Source organism: Ferrimonas balearica DSM 9799, assembly GCF_000148645.1.
Taxonomy (GTDB): domain Bacteria; phylum Pseudomonadota; class Gammaproteobacteria; order Enterobacterales; family Shewanellaceae; genus Ferrimonas; species Ferrimonas balearica.
The window spans coordinates 3,732,362-3,746,887 of the sequence record NC_014541.1 but is presented as its reverse complement, the minus strand read 5'-3'; the positions used below and the strand labels follow the sequence as shown (position 1 = coordinate 3,746,887).

Sequence of the window (14,526 nt, the reverse complement as noted above, 5' to 3'; positions counted from 1 at the left end):
GGCGATTCAGCGTAAAGCTGAATAACGAAACATTTGGTTGCGTCATATGCGTAATGCGCTTTGCAAAGCTCATTACGGTTGCGACGGGATTTGGGTTTCGGTCTAGGCGAAGCTGGAACGAGCAAGGGAGTTAACTTCGGTTAATGACCGCGTGAGTGACAGGTTCAACGACGAACGAAAGCCAAAGAACAAGCAAGACCCCTTGGGGTTGTATGGTTAAGCGACTAAGCGTACACGGTGGATGCCTTGGCAGTCAGAGGCGATGAAGGACGTGCTAACCTGCGAAAAGCTCAGATGAGGCGGTAAGAGCCACTTGAGTCTGAGATGTCCGAATGGGGAAACCCGGCACCATAAGGTGTCATCAGTTACTGAATACATAGGTAACTGAGGCGAACCTGGGGAACTGAAACATCTAAGTACCCAGAGGAAAAGAAATCAACCGAGATTCCCTTAGTAGCGGCGAGCGAACGGGGATTAGCCCTTAAGCATTGAGGAAGTTAGTGGAACAAGCTGGAAAGCTTGGCGACACAGGGTGATAGCCCCGTACATGAAAACGACCACAGTGTGAAATCGAGTAGGACGGGACACGTGTTATCTTGTCTGAACATGGGGGGACCATCCTCCAAGGCTAAATACTCCTGACTGACCGATAGTGAACCAGTACCGTGAGGGAAAGGCGAAAAGAACCCCTGTGAGGGGAGTGAAATAGAACCTGAAACCGTGTACGTACAAGCAGTAGGAGCCCTTCGAGGGTGACTGCGTACCTTTTGTATAATGGGTCAGCGACTTACATTCTGTAGCGAGGTTAACCGAATAGGGGAGCCGTAGGGAAACCGAGTCTTAACTGGGCGAATTAGTTGCAGGGTGTAGACCCGAAACCCGGTGATCTAGCCATGGGCAGGTTGAAGGTGCCGTAACAGGTACTGGAGGACCGAACCGACTAATGTTGCAAAATTAGCGGATGACTTGTGGCTAGGGGTGAAAGGCCAATCAAACCGGGAGATAGCTGGTTCTCCTCGAAAGCTATTTAGGTAGCGCCTCGTGTCTCACCATTGGGGGTAGAGCACTGTTTGGGCTAGGGGGTCATCCCGACTTACCAACCCCATGCAAACTCCGAATACCAATGAGTGCAATCACGGGAGACACACGGCGGGTGCTAACGTCCGTCGTGGAGAGGGAAACAACCCAGACCGCCAGCTAAGGTCCCAAAGTTATCGCTAAGTGGGAAACGATGTGGGAAGGCTTAGACAGCTAGGAGGTTGGCTTAGAAGCAGCCACCCTTTAAAGAAAGCGTAATAGCTCACTAGTCGAGTCGGCCTGCGCGGAAGATGTAACGGGGCTAAGCGATACACCGAAGCTGCGGAAGCACACTTGTTGTGCTTGGTAGAGGAGCGTTCTGTAAGCGGTTGAAGCGGAATTGAGAAGTTCCGTGGACGTATCAGAAGTGCGAATGCTGACATGAGTAACGTTAAAGCGGGTGAAAAACCCGCTCGCCGGAAGACCAAGGGTTCCTGTCCAACGTTAATCGGGGCAGGGTGAGTCGGCCCCTAAGGCGAGGTCGAAAGACGTAGTCGATGGGAAACGGGTTAATATTCCCGTACTGCTGATTACTGCGATGGAGAGACGGAGAAGGCTAGGCCAGCACGGCGTTGGTTGTCCGTGTTTAAGGTAGTAGGCGGTGAACTTAGGCAAATCCGGGTTCACATAACGCTGAGAGCTGATGACGAGTCACTACGGTGATGAAGTGGTTGATGCCATGCTTCCAGGAAAATCTTCTAAGCTTCAGGTAATTAGCAACCGTACCCCAAACCAACACTGGTGGTCAGGTAGAGAATACCAAGGCGCTTGAGAGAACTCGGGTGAAGGAACTAGGCAAAATGGTACCGTAACTTCGGGAGAAGGTACGCTCCTGCCGGTGATGAGACTTGCTCTCTAAGCTAGTGGGAGTCGCAGATACCAGGTGGCTGCAACTGTTTATCAAAAACACAGCACTGTGCAAACTCGTAAGAGGACGTATACGGTGTGACGCCTGCCCGGTGCCGGAAGGTTAATTGATGGGGTTAGTTTTCGGACGAAGCTCTTGATCGAAGCCCCGGTAAACGGCGGCCGTAACTATAACGGTCCTAAGGTAGCGAAATTCCTTGTCGGGTAAGTTCCGACCTGCACGAATGGCGTAATGATGGCCACGCTGTCTCCACCCGAGACTCAGTGAAATTGAAATCGCTGTGAAGATGCAGTGTACCCGCGGCTAGACGGAAAGACCCCGTGAACCTTTACTACAGCTTGGCACTGAACATTGAACCTACATGTGTAGGATAGGTGGGAGGCTTTGAAGCAGTGACGCCAGTCGCTGTGGAGCCGTCCTTGAAATACCACCCTTGTATGTTTGATGTTCTAACGTTGGCCCCTTATCGGGGTTGCGGACAGTGCCTGGTGGGTAGTTTGACTGGGGCGGTCTCCTCCCAAAGAGTAACGGAGGAGCACGAAGGTTGGCTAATCATGGTCGGACATCATGAGGTTAGTGCAAAGGCATAAGCCAGCTTAACTGCGAGACAGACACGTCGAGCAGGTACGAAAGTAGGTCTTAGTGATCCGGTGGTTCTGAATGGAAGGGCCATCGCTCAACGGATAAAAGGTACTCCGGGGATAACAGGCTGATACCGCCCAAGAGTTCATATCGACGGCGGTGTTTGGCACCTCGATGTCGGCTCATCACATCCTGGGGCTGAAGTCGGTCCCAAGGGTATGGCTGTTCGCCATTTAAAGTGGTACGCGAGCTGGGTTCAGAACGTCGTGAGACAGTTCGGTCCCTATCTGCCGTGGGCGTTTGAGAATTGAGAGGGGCTGCTCCTAGTACGAGAGGACCGGAGTGGACGAACCTCTGGTGTTCCGGTTGTCACGCCAGTGGCATTGCCGGGTAGCTAAGTTCGGAATCGATAACCGCTGAAAGCATCTAAGCGGGAAGCGAGCCTCAAGATGAGTTCTCACTGACTCCTCGAGAGTCCTAAAGGGCCGTCGAAGACTACGACGTTGATAGGCAGGGTGTGTAAGCGTTGTGAGGCGTTGAGCTAACCTGTACTAATGACCCGTGAGGCTTAACCATACAACACCCAAGTGGTTTTGTGAGTCGGATATCCGACCTTGTAAGAAGACCTTACATCGAGAAACAGCTTTTCCGAATTGTACGATTTTTGCCTGGTGGCAATAGCGTCGTGGCCCCACCTGATCCCATGCCGAACTCAGAAGTGAAACGCGACCGCGCCGATGGTAGTGTGGCAGTTGCCATGCGAGAGTAGGTCACCGCCAGGCACCCAATTTCGAGCCCTCGCCCGATGGCGGGGGCTTTTTAGATTCCGATGCGAAGCATCAACCGTTTTTGCCTGGTGGCAATAGCGTCGTGGCCCCACCTGATCCCATGCCGAACTCAGAAGTGAAACGCGACCGCGCCGATGGTAGTGTGGCAGTTGCCATGCGAGAGTAGGTCACCGCCAGGCACCCATTCCAGAGAGCCCGCAGCTATGCTGCGGGCTTTCGTCGTTTCAGGCCCTTGGTTGGGCGCCTGCTGAATTTGAACTGAACTCCAATGGAGTTGTAACTCTCTGTCAGTGACAGGGCAAATCATCGGCGCTATTCTTCGCTGCCTCAATATCCTGGAGTGTTCATGTCTCGCCTTTTTCTGCTTAGTCTGGCGATGGTGAGCGGACTGAGTTTCCCTGCCATGGCTGACGAGTCCGAGTCTCAGCCAAACGATAAGCCCGCTGAAACCGTTGCCCAACCACAGAGCCGCAGTGCCGCTGTGCCCTTTGTGTTTACCAGCTCCAGCATGGGATTCAGCGTGGGGGCTGCGGCGTCGTTGCAGGGCGTGCTTCAGGAGCGCTCACAGCTGGTGGCGGTGGGCACCTACTCCGAGAATGACAGCTACGTGGCTTTCCTTGGGGCTTACAACCTGCACTTTGGCGACTCCGGTCGTTGGTTTGTGGATCTTCAGGCTTTCGACGCCCGCTTGCGGGAGAGTGACGTCTACATCGACGGTAATCCTGCGTTTGATTCGCCTGCGGGGGCCCATGGTTCGGATGTGAACAACTTCGTGCTTGGGGAGGAGAGTCAGCGGGATCTGTACGCGACGCTGCGCTATGTGCTGCCTTGGGGGGCGGGCAAGCACTCACCTCAGCGCCGTTCTCGGGTGGTCGCTGGGATCCCGGTTGCCCCGGAGGATGGGGAGCAGGTCGGTGCTTACACCAGCGTTGAGTTTGAGCCCTTCTACCGGGAGCGCAAAGTCGAAGGCTTCGACGGCTTCTACCAGAAGGATAAGACTCAGGGGGTCAGCCTGAAGCTGGACCATGATGCCCGTGATTTTATCCCCTCTCCGAGCCGTGGCCATCGTCTGGAACTGCAACTGCATCGTGACTTCGGCAGTGGTGAGCGCAGCAGCTACACCAAGTGGGAAGCGCAATACAGCCAATACCTGAACTTTGGTGCCAACCGCTGGAGCAAGCAGCAGGTGCTGGCGTTGACGGCCTATACCTCGGACGTGCCCACCTGGGACAGCGGCGCCGAGGGCCATCGTCCGCCCTGGTTTGCCGAATCCACCCTAGGAGGCTGGAACCGCCTTCGTGGTTACCAGGGAGCCCGTTTCCATGACCGCAGTGCGGTGTTTTACGGCGCGGAGTATCGCACCATTCCGCGTTGGCAACCGCAGGGGGCGATCCCCTTTATCGACCGTTACTACTTCCCGTGGTGGCAGTTCGCGGTGTATGGCGAGCTGGGTCGGGTGAACGACAGCTATGACCTTGGTGAACTTCACAAGGATATGGACTGGACCGTGGGCTTCGGCGTGCGGATGTGGGTAGAGAATGTGGTGGCCCGCGTTGACTGGGGCTTCAGTGAGGAGGAGAGCCAGTTGCGGGTGGTGGTAAACCAGCCGTTCTGATCCTGGCCTTACTGGATGAAAAAGGCCGCCCGATGGGGCGGCCTTTTGCGTTTGGGTGAGCGGTTACTTCACCAGAGTGAGTTCCTGCAGCAGCCAGTCGGCATGGTCTACTTCACTCATCATCCACAGCACGTAGCGGATATCGACGTGCACAGCGCGGGTGATGGCCGGGTTGAAGTACCAGTCTTTGGTGATCGACTCGTAGGTGGAGTCGAAGTTAAGACCCACTAACTCGCCACGGCCATTCATCACCGGAGAGCCGGAGTTGCCGCCGGTGGTGTCGGCACTGGAGAGGAAGTTGACCGGAACCGAGCCAAAGGGTTGGGCGTCGGCTTGGGCACAGGGCAGGAAACCACAGTACCAGGCTTCCTGTTTCGGGGCGGTCAGGTCGGTACGGGCGTAGTCACCGAAGCGGCGCTCATCAATGGCAGCCAGTACTTTGGCCGGCGCGGCAAAGGGCGCCTCACCGGTGTGCTTCTCGCGGATCCCCTCCAGGCGGGTGAACGGTTGCTTGTAGAGCGCGTCGGCGGCCTGGTAACCGTCTACATGGCCGATGCTGATGCGCAGGGTGCCATTGGCGTCCGGGTACACCGGGCGGTCGAGGCTCTGGTACCAGTCGAGCATGGCCTGCATCAGAACCGGGCGGGCTTTGGCCAGCTCACCGAGGTGGGCTTTGTGGGCTTTGCGGCGCTCATCGTTACCGGGGTAGAGGGCGACGGCCATCTGGATCAGCGGATCGGAGCTCTGCTCAAACTCGGCAGCGGATTTCTCCATCCAGGCGCGGCGCTGGTCCTTATCCCCGAGGGTGGTTTTGACGTACAGGGTATCCAGATCCAGCTTAGCCAGCTCGGCATCCAGCACCGGGTCACGTTGGTCCTGAGCCTGATAGGCATCGATATCCTGTTGCCACAGGATTCGGTCCATGCGGGCATCGAAACGACGCTCCAGTCGGTCAAGGCGGGCGGCGAACAGCTTGCGATCGCGCTCCTGATAACCGGCATCCCGTTCAGCATCGGGTTTCTCCTGCTCCTTGGCCCAGCGATACAGTGAAGAGGCGGCACTGAGCAGGGCGCCAGATTGGGCATTGCTGAGATAGAAGTTGGCCTGGTAATCGGCCTGGCTGGTGGCCACCAGCTGACGCAGTTCGGTCAGTGACTGCGCTTCCGGTTTGCCTTCAAGGTAATGGACAAAGGCGTTATCCCGGCTGGCCTTCAGAGCCGGGATGTCGGTTTTGCGGAAACCGTCCAGCAGGCCGTTCAGTTTCTTCATACGGTTGGCGTAGCTGGCCTTGGTTGCGGCATAGGCGACAGCCACTTCCGGGGTGGTGGCTGACAGGGCTTCGATGGCGTCGATGCGGCCCTGATAGCGCTCAGACTGGGTCGGGTAGAGCCAGTCGGCGGAGAAGGTCAGTTCTTCGGTCAGCTTATGGCGGCTGGTGCGGCCCGGGTAGCCTGCAACCAGCACACCGTCACCGGCGCGAACGCCCTCGGCGTTGATGCTGAGGAACCCCGCAGGTTGGTAGGGCACATTGTCTTCGCTGTAGGCAGCAGGGCTGCCGTCCTTGGCCACGTAGGCGCGCAGGAAGGTAAAGTCGCCACTGTGACGGGGGTATTCGAAGTTATCAATATCGCCCCCATAGGCGCCAACGCTTTCCGGCGGCGCGTACACCAGACGGACATCGCGGATGACCAGTTGGCGCAGCAGGTAGTACTTCAGCCCACCGTGGAAGTCGCGGACGCTGCAGCGGTAGGCCGGGTCGGCCTCACAGGCCTGGATAACCGCTTTGCGGTTGTGCTCGATCTGCTGGTAGCGCTGGTAACCGTCTTCCAGAGCGGCGGTGCCGTTGAGCACCTGCCCGGTGACGTCCTCGACCTTATCGGTGATGTAGAGGCGCTCCTGGGGGCCGGCGGGGAGCTCATGGGCCATGTCCTTGGCAAGGAAGCCATCGGCCATGTAGTTGTGCTCACCGTGGCTGTTGTATTGGATGGCACCGTAGGCGCAATGATGGTTGGTGACCACGAGCCCTTTAGGGGACACAAAGGACGCAGTACAATACCCCAATCCCACTACCGCATTCATTGGCGGCTTGGTTAAGTCAGCCAATTGTTCTGCAGGGAGTTCGATGCGACGCTGTTCGAGCTGGTCTTGCAGCTCAAGTAACTGATGGGGCAGCCATTGCCCTTCGTCGGCGTGCAGGGGAAGGGCGGTCAACAGCGCTAACGGCGTCAGCGCTCGCCAGAGTTTCCTTGTTGGCATCGGAGTTCCTTCGATTATTATGGTTTTCCGGGAGGGTGAATGCCCCTCCTCGAGCTTTTATTTTCTCAGACAGTGTAACGGAATTAACATGGCGGAAACACGGGCCCGAGACAAATCTGGCCAGGCACCGGTGTCGGTGGACCAACTGAAATTGCCTCCTCACTCGCTGGAGGCGGAGCAATCCGTTCTTGGCGGCCTGATGCTGAACAGCGATCTGTTCGACCAGGTTTCCGAGCGGGTGGTCAAAGACGATTTCTACAGTCGCAGTCACCAGCTGATCTTTGCTGCCATGTCCGTGCTGCTGGAGCGTGGCGAACCGCTCGACTTGGTGACGGTATCCGAAGAGCTGGATAAGCAGGGTGAACTGGAAGCGGTGGGTGGTATCCCCTACCTGTCAGACATCGCCCGCAACACGCCGAGTGTCGCCAACCTGACGGCGTACGCCAGCATCGTGCGCGAGCGCGCGGTGGTGCGCGAGATGATCAAGGTGGCCAATGAGATCGCCGATGCCGGTTTTAACCCGGACGGTCGCGACTCATCGCAACTGCTCGATCTGGCTGAGAGCAAGGTGTTTAAGATCGCTGAGAAGCGCGCCAACGCCAACGAAGGCCCGGAAGACATCAAGACCGTTCTGTCCAAGACCGTCGATAAGATTGAGCAGCTGTTCAACAACCCGCACAACGGCGTTACCGGGGTATCCACCGGTTATGCCGACCTGGATAAGATGACCGCGGGCCTGCAGCCGTCTGACCTGGTGATCGTGGCGGCGCGTCCCTCTATGGGTAAAACCACCTTCGCCATGAACCTGTGTGAACAGGCGGCGATGAACGAAGATAAGCCGGTGCTGATCTTCTCTCTGGAGATGCCCTCTGAGCAGATCATGATGCGTATGCTGGCCTCCCTTGGCCGGGTAGACCAGACCAAGATCCGTACCGGTCAGCTCAATGATGACGACTGGGCCCGCGTCTCCTCGACCATGGGGTTGATGATGGAGCAGGGCAAGATGTACATCGATGACGGTTCCGGCCTGACGCCGACCGAAGTGCGCTCCCGTGCCCGCCGTGTGGCTCGGGAACACGGCGGCATCTCCATGATCATGGTGGACTACCTGCAGTTGATGCAGGTGCCGGCCCTGTCCGACAACCGTACCCTGGAGATCGCGGAGATCTCGCGCTCACTGAAGGCCCTGGCCAAAGAGCTGCAGTGCCCGGTAGTGGCGCTGTCGCAGCTGAACCGCTCGTTGGAACAACGGGCCGACAAACGACCGGTAAACTCGGATCTTCGTGAATCCGGCTCCATCGAGCAGGATGCGGACCTTATCATGTTTATCTACCGGGACGAGGTGTACCATCCGGACACGGCGGAGAAAGGGCTGGCCGAGATCATCATCGGTAAACAGCGTAACGGTCCGATTGGTAAGGTGCCGCTCACCTTCCAGGGCCAGTTCTCCCGCTTTGATAACTACGCCGGTAACAGCTTCGACTACGACGAGTAACTATGCGTTTTTCCCCGGTGGCGGAGATCCGCCGCAGCGCCCTCAATCATAACCTGCAACGCCTGCGGGCGTTGGCTCCCAACAGCAAGCTGATGGCGGTGGTCAAAGCCAACGCTTACGGCCACGGCTTGATTCGTCTGGCCAGCTGGATGTCTGATGTTGATGGCTTTGGCCTGGCCCGCATCGAGGAGGCCCTGGCACTGCGCGAGAGCGGCAGCCAGGCCCGATTGGTGCTGCTGGAAGGGGTGTTTTCAGCGGAAGACCTGGAGCAGGCCGCCCAGCATGAGCTGGACGTGGTGATCCACGATGCCGAACAGGTACGCCTGCTGGAGCATACCCCCCTGTCGCAGCCGCTCACCATCTGGCTCAAGATCGACACCGGCATGCATCGCCTGGGGGTGACGGCTGAACAGTTTTCCGCGTTGTATCAGCGCCTGTGCCAGTGCGACAACGTCCGCACGCCGCCCAACCTGATGACCCACTTCTCCGTCGCGGATGAGCTGGAAAACCCGGAAACGGTTCGCCAAATCCAGCGCTTTAACCAGCTGGCGCAGAACCTGCCCGGTGAGAAGGCGCTGTCCAACTCGGCGGGCACCCTGAGCTGGCCCTCGGCGCATGGCGACTGGGTACGTCCCGGCCTGGCCCTGTATGGGGTGAACCCCATGATTGGCGGGCGAGCCGAACAGTTCGACCTGAAGCCGGTGATGACCATGCGCTCCAAAGTGTTGGCCGTGCGTGAGCTGAAAGCCGGTGAGCCGGTCGGTTACGGCCAGACCTGGCGCAGCAGTCGGGACACCCGCATTGCGGTGATTGCCATGGGCTACGGTGATGGCTACCCACGGCATGCGGTATCGGGAACGCCGGTGCTGATCAACGGTCAGCGTTATCCACTGGCGGGTCGAATCAGCATGGATATGCTCACCGTCGAGGTGGGGGAGGCGCCGGTGCAGGTCGGGGATGACGTGGTGTTGTGGGGCGATGGCCTGCCGGTTGAAGAGATCGCCGAATGCGCTGGCACCATCCCTTATGAACTGCTGTGCAGTACTACCGCAAGGGTGCAGTACCGCTACATCGATTAATGGAAAGGCGGGCACGGAGTGCCCGCTGGCTTAACCTGACATGGAGAGTGACTGATGTACGCACGTAAAGGCTTTACCCTGGTAGAGCTGGTGATTGTCCTGGTGGTACTGGGCGTGTTGGCGGTGGTGGCGCTGTCCCGCTACATCAACCTGGGCAGTGATGCCAAAGTTGCCGCCCTGGAGCAGGTGATGGCCTCGGCCCACGCTGCCAATGACATGGTGCAGCTGAAGGCCAAAATGCCCAGCTACGCCTCCCGCCCGGCGGAAGATCGGGATGATCTGACCGACGTCGATCTCGATGGCGATGGCTTTTTCGAAACCCGCCTCAAATGCGGCTTCCTCGATAACACTGACGTTGCCAAGCGCCTGACCTACAGCGATGACCGCATCGTCTACAACGACGATGATAAAGCTCTGGTGTATTTCGGCCTGGATACGGACCCGGACGAGATTGAAGCCAGCCAATGCTACTTTGTTTACCGCCAATCCTACGGCACTACCGATGTCTCCCAATGCAATCCGGAAGATGAGGACTACGAGCCTCAGTATCGGATGGTGACCACAGGTTGTTGATCCGGATTAATGAAACGATGAATTGCGTCATTGGCGGTTTACGGATGGCGTTGAATCGACGTAATGTGAAGCACTGAAGTTGCAACACCGCTGATTTTTATTGGTTAGTTTTACTTGATAGGGGAAGTCACGATGAAAAAGTTCAGTCTTGCCGCCGTTGCTGCTTGTGCAGCCATGATCACCGGTATGGCTCAGGCGGAAACGGTGCCGGTACAGCTGGCCACCTTGAACCACACCAATCTGATGGCAGGTGAGCAGGTTGAAGGGGTGCGTTTCCCCACTCTGTACGGTCAAACCGATTCCGTAAAAGGCGTCGACTTGCACCTGCTGGGCATTGGTGAAACCAATGACTTTGTCGGTCTTCAGTTCCCCCTGCTGCTGGCGGGTGCCAACCACGTTAACAACAGCATGACGGGTGTGGCCTTTGGTCTGTGGAACTGGAACAAAGGTTCTGCCACCGGTGCCAACATCGGTATGGTGAACATCACCAATGACGTAAAAGGCCTTAACCTCGGCTTCGTAAACTACTCCGAGGGTGACACCGGCTTCGACTGGAGTGCAGTGAACGTGGCGAAAACCTCCCAGGCTCAGCTGGGCTTCGTCAACGTAACTGACGAGATCAAAGTGGTTCAGGTGGGTCTGCTGAACTGCGCCAAGAACGGCTTCCTGCCGTGCTTCCCGCTGGTGAATTTTGCGGTGAAGTAAGCGGACGAATTCGTCTGATACTGATGGGGGCCTGCTGGGCCCCCAAATTGTTTGTGGTGCCGGGGCGTGGCATGCTGACGGTTCCACTTTCTGACCCAGACACCCATGACCCACTGGCATCAAACCACCTTTCGCCTGCCCGCCTTTCGTCGTGGCTTTCACCTGATCACCGACCAGGTGGTGGCCCGGTTACCGGAACTGGCCCGCTGTGATGTCGGCGTGCTGCATCTGTTTATCCAACACAGCTCCGCTTCGTTAACCCTGAATGAAAATGCCGACCCGACGGTACGGCAGGATTTCGAGTCCCACTTTAACCAGGCGGTGCCGGAAAACGCCCCCTATTACCGCCACACTTATGAAGGCCCGGACGACATGCCGGCGCACCTGAAAGCCAGTCTGTTGGGCAGCAGTGTCTCGATCCCGGTTGGACGCGGTCGCTTATTGTTAGGCACCTGGCAGGGCATCTACCTCGGTGAACACCGTGATCACGCCTCCGGCCGACAACTTGTTGCTACCCTGCAGGGCCATATCACCGAGTGAAAACGTCGGTTTTTGGCTAAAAAGACGCCGCATTGTTGCCAATGCGGCGTTTTTATTTTGTTTGGCTTTCGATGGATCTGTCTGGTTCAAACCACTGGTTAAAAAGAGAAAGGCAGTATGAATCGTGCGCTTATACATCACGGTGATGTTGTCATACAGGAAACCAGTGTGTAGCGGGATGTATTTCACTGGTGTCTTTGGATTGTGTTTTTGTTATGTTTGGATGGCATTTGGGCAGATAAGTCACTAAAAAAACAGATATTGCCAAAATGTTAATCGTTTTGCGGAAGTGAAACGAGGGAAGTTAACAAAAGCAAAAAAACAATAACAGAACCAGGGAGCGCGCTGTACATGGCGAAAACCATAATGAAAGCCGTGGGGCTCGGCCTGATCCTGGCGTCGGTACTGCCGGCTGCCCAGGGGGCGAACGTACCTGAGGGAACCCGCCTGCACAACGTGCAGGAGCTGGTGCGGGGCAATGGCTCCGAGCCGGCGTCTCTGGACCCTCAGAAAGTGGAAGGCACCACCGGCTCCACCATCACCAAGGATCTTTTCGAAGGGCTGGTACAACAGGACGCGGATGGCAACATCATCCCGGCCCAGGCCACCCATTGGGAAGTGTCCGAGGACAACAAAACCTTCACCTTCCACCTGCGCGAAGGCATCAAGTGGTCCAATGGCGACCCGGTGACCGCCCACGACTTTGTGTTCGGTTTCCGTCGTGCCGTGGATCCGGCGACCGCGTCCCGCTACGCCTGGTACCTGGAGATTGCCACCGTGGCCAACGCGTCCAAGATCATCCTCGGCGAGATGCCGCCGGAGACGCTGGGCGCCCGTGCCGTGGATGACCGCACCTTTGAGGTCACTCTGGAGAAGCCGGTACCGTACTTTGTGCGCATGCTGGCCCACCAGAACACCTTCCCCGCCCCGCAAAAAGTGGTGGAGAAGTACGGTGATCAGTGGACCCGTGCCGAAAACATGGTGACCAACGGCGCGTACACCCTGGATAAGTGGGTGGTGAACGAGCGCATTGAGCTCAAGCGCAGCCCCACCTACTGGGACAACGCCAACACCGTACTCGACAAGGTGACCTTCCTGGCCATCGTGTCGCCCAACACCGAACTGGCGCGCTACAAGGCCGGGGAAGTGGACATGACTCTGACCATCCCGCTGGAGCACTACAAGAAGCTCAAAGTGGAGATCCCGGACGAGATCCGCACCACCCCGTACCTGTCCATGTACTACTACGAGTTCAACACCAAGGTTCGCCCCTATGACGACCCGCGTGTGCGTAAGGCACTGTCGCTGGCGATCAACCGCGAAGCGTTGACCAAGTACGTACTGGGCCAGGGCCAGCGCCCGGCATACACCTTCACTCCCTCCTCGGTAAACGGCTTTAAACCGCCGGTGATCGAGCATTCCACCTGGACCCATGAAGAGCGCCTGGCGGAAGCCAAGCGGCTGATGGCGGAAGCGGGTTACGGTCCCGACCGTCCGCTGCTGATCAACCTGCTCTACAACACCAGTGAATCCCACAAGAAGATCGCCATCGTGGTGGCGCAGTTGTGGAAGCCGCTGGGGGTACAGGTCCGCCTGGAAAACCAGGAATGGAAAACCTTCCTGGATACCCGCAACCAAGGCCGCTTTGAGGTCGCCCGTGCCGGTTGGGCCGGTGACTACAACGAAGCCTCCACCATGCTCGACGTGATGCTGTCCAATCACGGTCAGAACAAGGGCAAGTGGGCCAACGCCGAATACGACGCGCTGATGGCTCAATCCCGCTTGGTGGCGGACGACGAAGAGCGCGCCAAGCTCTATACCCGCGCCGAAGAGATCATCGCCGCTGAAGCGCCGGTGCTCCCCGTGTACGAGTCGGTGATCAGCCGTCTGGTGAAGCCCTATGTAGGGGGCTACCCGATGAACAACGTTGAAGACACCGTTTACAGCAAAAACCTGTACATCATCGCCCACTAAGCGGCGAGGCTCGGAAGTCTGTGCCCTGAGGCACAAGGAGTGAAGACATGTTCCAATTTACTGTGCGGCGCCTGGCCATGGCGATCCCCACGCTGTTTATCCTGGTGACCCTGTCGTTCTTTATGATGCAGTCGGCACCGGGCAGCCCGTTTACCGGGGATTTCAACCTGCCGCCGGAAGTGCTGGCCAACATTGAAGCCAAGTACCACCTCGATAAGCCGATGTGGCAGCAGTACCTGTACTACCTCGGCGACCTGATGAAAGGGGACCTCGGCCCCTCCTTTAAATACCGCGACTACAGCGTGAATGAGCTGGTGGCGCAAAGCTTCCCGGTGTCCATCAAGCTGGGTGTGGTGGCCTTCGTGTTCACCGTGATCTTCGGGGTCGCTCTGGGCACCGTGGCCGCGCTGAAGCAAAACACCTGGGTGGATTACACCGTGATGAGCCTGGCGATGGTGGGCGTGGTTCTGCCCTCCTTTGTGCTGGCGCCGGTGCTGGTGATGATCTTCGCCGTGGGCCTGAACTGGCTGCCGGCGGGGGGCTGGAATGATGGCCATTGGACCAACCTGGTGCTGCCGGTGTCCGCCATGGCGATCCTCTACATGGCCTCCATCGCCCGTATTATGCGCGGCTCCATGATTGAGGTACTGCACTCGCCCTTTATCCGCACCTGCCACGCCAAAGGCCTGCCGATGCGCTACATCATCTTCAAGCATGCGCTGAAGCCCGCCATGCTGCCGGTGGTGTCCTACCTGGGTCCGGCGTTTGTGGGCATCATCACCGGCTCGGTGGTGATCGAAACCGTGTTCGGCATCCCCGGCATCGGCCAGTACTTCGTGAATGGCGCACTGAACCGTGACTACTCCCTGGTACTGGGCCTGACCATCCTGGTGGGCTCCCTCACCATCCTGTTTACCGCCATCGTGGACATCCTCTATGGCCTGATCGATCCGCGTATCCGGGTGGAGGGTTAA

General features: G+C 57.7%; 9 protein-coding genes and 3 rRNA genes. 11 read left to right on the top strand and 1 reads right to left on the bottom strand.

Features of this window, described 5'->3' with window-relative positions:
* The first annotated feature begins 214 nt into the window (after positions 1–214).
* From FBAL_RS16955 to FBAL_RS16940, 4 genes are all read left to right on the top strand, one after another.
* Positions 215–3,103, top strand: a 23S ribosomal RNA gene (locus FBAL_RS16955).
* Positions 3,104–3,194: 91 nt separating this feature from the next.
* Positions 3,195–3,309 (top strand): 5S ribosomal RNA (gene rrf, locus FBAL_RS16950).
* A 70-nt stretch (positions 3,310–3,379) separates the two neighbouring features.
* A 5S ribosomal RNA gene (rrf, locus tag FBAL_RS16945) occupies positions 3,380–3,494 on the top strand.
* 167 nt (positions 3,495–3,661) lie between these two features.
* Positions 3,662–4,930, top strand: coding sequence for a BamA/TamA family outer membrane protein (locus tag FBAL_RS16940; RefSeq protein WP_013346816.1), 1,269 nt, complete (start codon positions 3,662–3,664; stop codon positions 4,928–4,930).
* Between the two features lie 63 nt (positions 4,931–4,993).
* On the opposite strand, the gene FBAL_RS16935 is transcribed toward FBAL_RS16940, so the two are convergent.
* On the bottom strand, positions 4,994–7,186 hold the full coding sequence (locus tag FBAL_RS16935; RefSeq protein WP_013346815.1) for a S46 family peptidase: 2,193 nt from the start codon (positions 7,184–7,186) through the stop codon (positions 4,994–4,996).
* Positions 7,187–7,274: 88 nt separating this feature from the next.
* On the opposite strand from FBAL_RS16935, the gene dnaB reads away from it, so the two are divergent.
* The 7 genes from dnaB to oppB all read left to right on the top strand — a co-directional run bounded on the left by dnaB (position 7,275) and on the right by oppB (position 14,526).
* Entirely contained in the window at positions 7,275–8,681 is a 1,407-nt protein-coding gene (gene dnaB / locus FBAL_RS16930; protein ID WP_013346814.1) for a replicative DNA helicase, read from the top strand.
* A 2-nt stretch (positions 8,682–8,683) separates the two neighbouring features.
* Positions 8,684–9,760: an alanine racemase gene (gene alr, locus FBAL_RS16925; RefSeq protein WP_013346813.1), complete on the top strand. Its 1,077-nt coding sequence runs from the start codon at positions 8,684–8,686 to the stop codon at positions 9,758–9,760.
* Between the two features lie 54 nt (positions 9,761–9,814).
* Positions 9,815–10,333, top strand: a complete 519-nt coding sequence (locus tag FBAL_RS20755) for a prepilin-type N-terminal cleavage/methylation domain-containing protein (protein WP_013346812.1) — start codon at positions 9,815–9,817, stop codon at positions 10,331–10,333.
* A gap of 132 nt (positions 10,334–10,465) precedes the next feature.
* The gene (locus FBAL_RS16915) at positions 10,466–11,038 is read left to right on the top strand and encodes a VC2662 family protein (RefSeq protein ID WP_013346811.1); all 573 of its coding nucleotides are present in this window, start codon (positions 10,466–10,468) and stop codon (positions 11,036–11,038) included.
* 105 nt (positions 11,039–11,143) lie between these two features.
* Positions 11,144–11,578 carry a secondary thiamine-phosphate synthase enzyme YjbQ gene (locus FBAL_RS16910; RefSeq protein ID WP_013346810.1) on the top strand — a complete coding sequence of 145 codons (435 nt, stop codon included), beginning with the start codon at positions 11,144–11,146 and terminating at the stop codon, positions 11,576–11,578.
* A gap of 351 nt (positions 11,579–11,929) precedes the next feature.
* A complete protein-coding gene (locus tag FBAL_RS16905; protein ID WP_013346809.1) occupies positions 11,930–13,552 on the top strand; it encodes an ABC transporter substrate-binding protein in 1,623 nt (540 codons plus the stop codon).
* 47 nt (positions 13,553–13,599) lie between these two features.
* Entirely contained in the window at positions 13,600–14,526 is a 927-nt protein-coding gene (gene oppB / locus FBAL_RS16900; RefSeq protein ID WP_013346808.1) for an oligopeptide ABC transporter permease OppB, read from the top strand.

Excerpts from the sequence above, each read along its gene's own strand:
- FBAL_RS16935 (WP_013346815.1), bottom strand. The coding sequence starts at position 7,186 with ATGCCAACAAGGAAACTCTGGCGAGCGCTGACGCCGTTAGCGCTGTTG.
- dnaB (WP_013346814.1), top strand. The coding sequence starts at position 7,275 with ATGGCGGAAACACGGGCCCGAGACAAATCTGGCCAGGCACCGGTGTCG.
- FBAL_RS20755 (WP_013346812.1), top strand. The coding sequence starts at position 9,815 with ATGTACGCACGTAAAGGCTTTACCCTGGTAGAGCTGGTGATTGTCCTG.
- alr (WP_013346813.1), top strand. The coding sequence starts at position 8,684 with ATGCGTTTTTCCCCGGTGGCGGAGATCCGCCGCAGCGCCCTCAATCAT.
- FBAL_RS16915 (WP_013346811.1), top strand. The coding sequence starts at position 10,466 with ATGAAAAAGTTCAGTCTTGCCGCCGTTGCTGCTTGTGCAGCCATGATC.
- FBAL_RS16910 (WP_013346810.1), top strand. The coding sequence starts at position 11,144 with ATGACCCACTGGCATCAAACCACCTTTCGCCTGCCCGCCTTTCGTCGT.
- oppB (WP_013346808.1), top strand. The coding sequence starts at position 13,600 with ATGTTCCAATTTACTGTGCGGCGCCTGGCCATGGCGATCCCCACGCTG.
- FBAL_RS16940 (WP_013346816.1), top strand. The coding sequence starts at position 3,662 with ATGTCTCGCCTTTTTCTGCTTAGTCTGGCGATGGTGAGCGGACTGAGT.
- FBAL_RS16905 (WP_013346809.1), top strand. The coding sequence starts at position 11,930 with ATGGCGAAAACCATAATGAAAGCCGTGGGGCTCGGCCTGATCCTGGCG.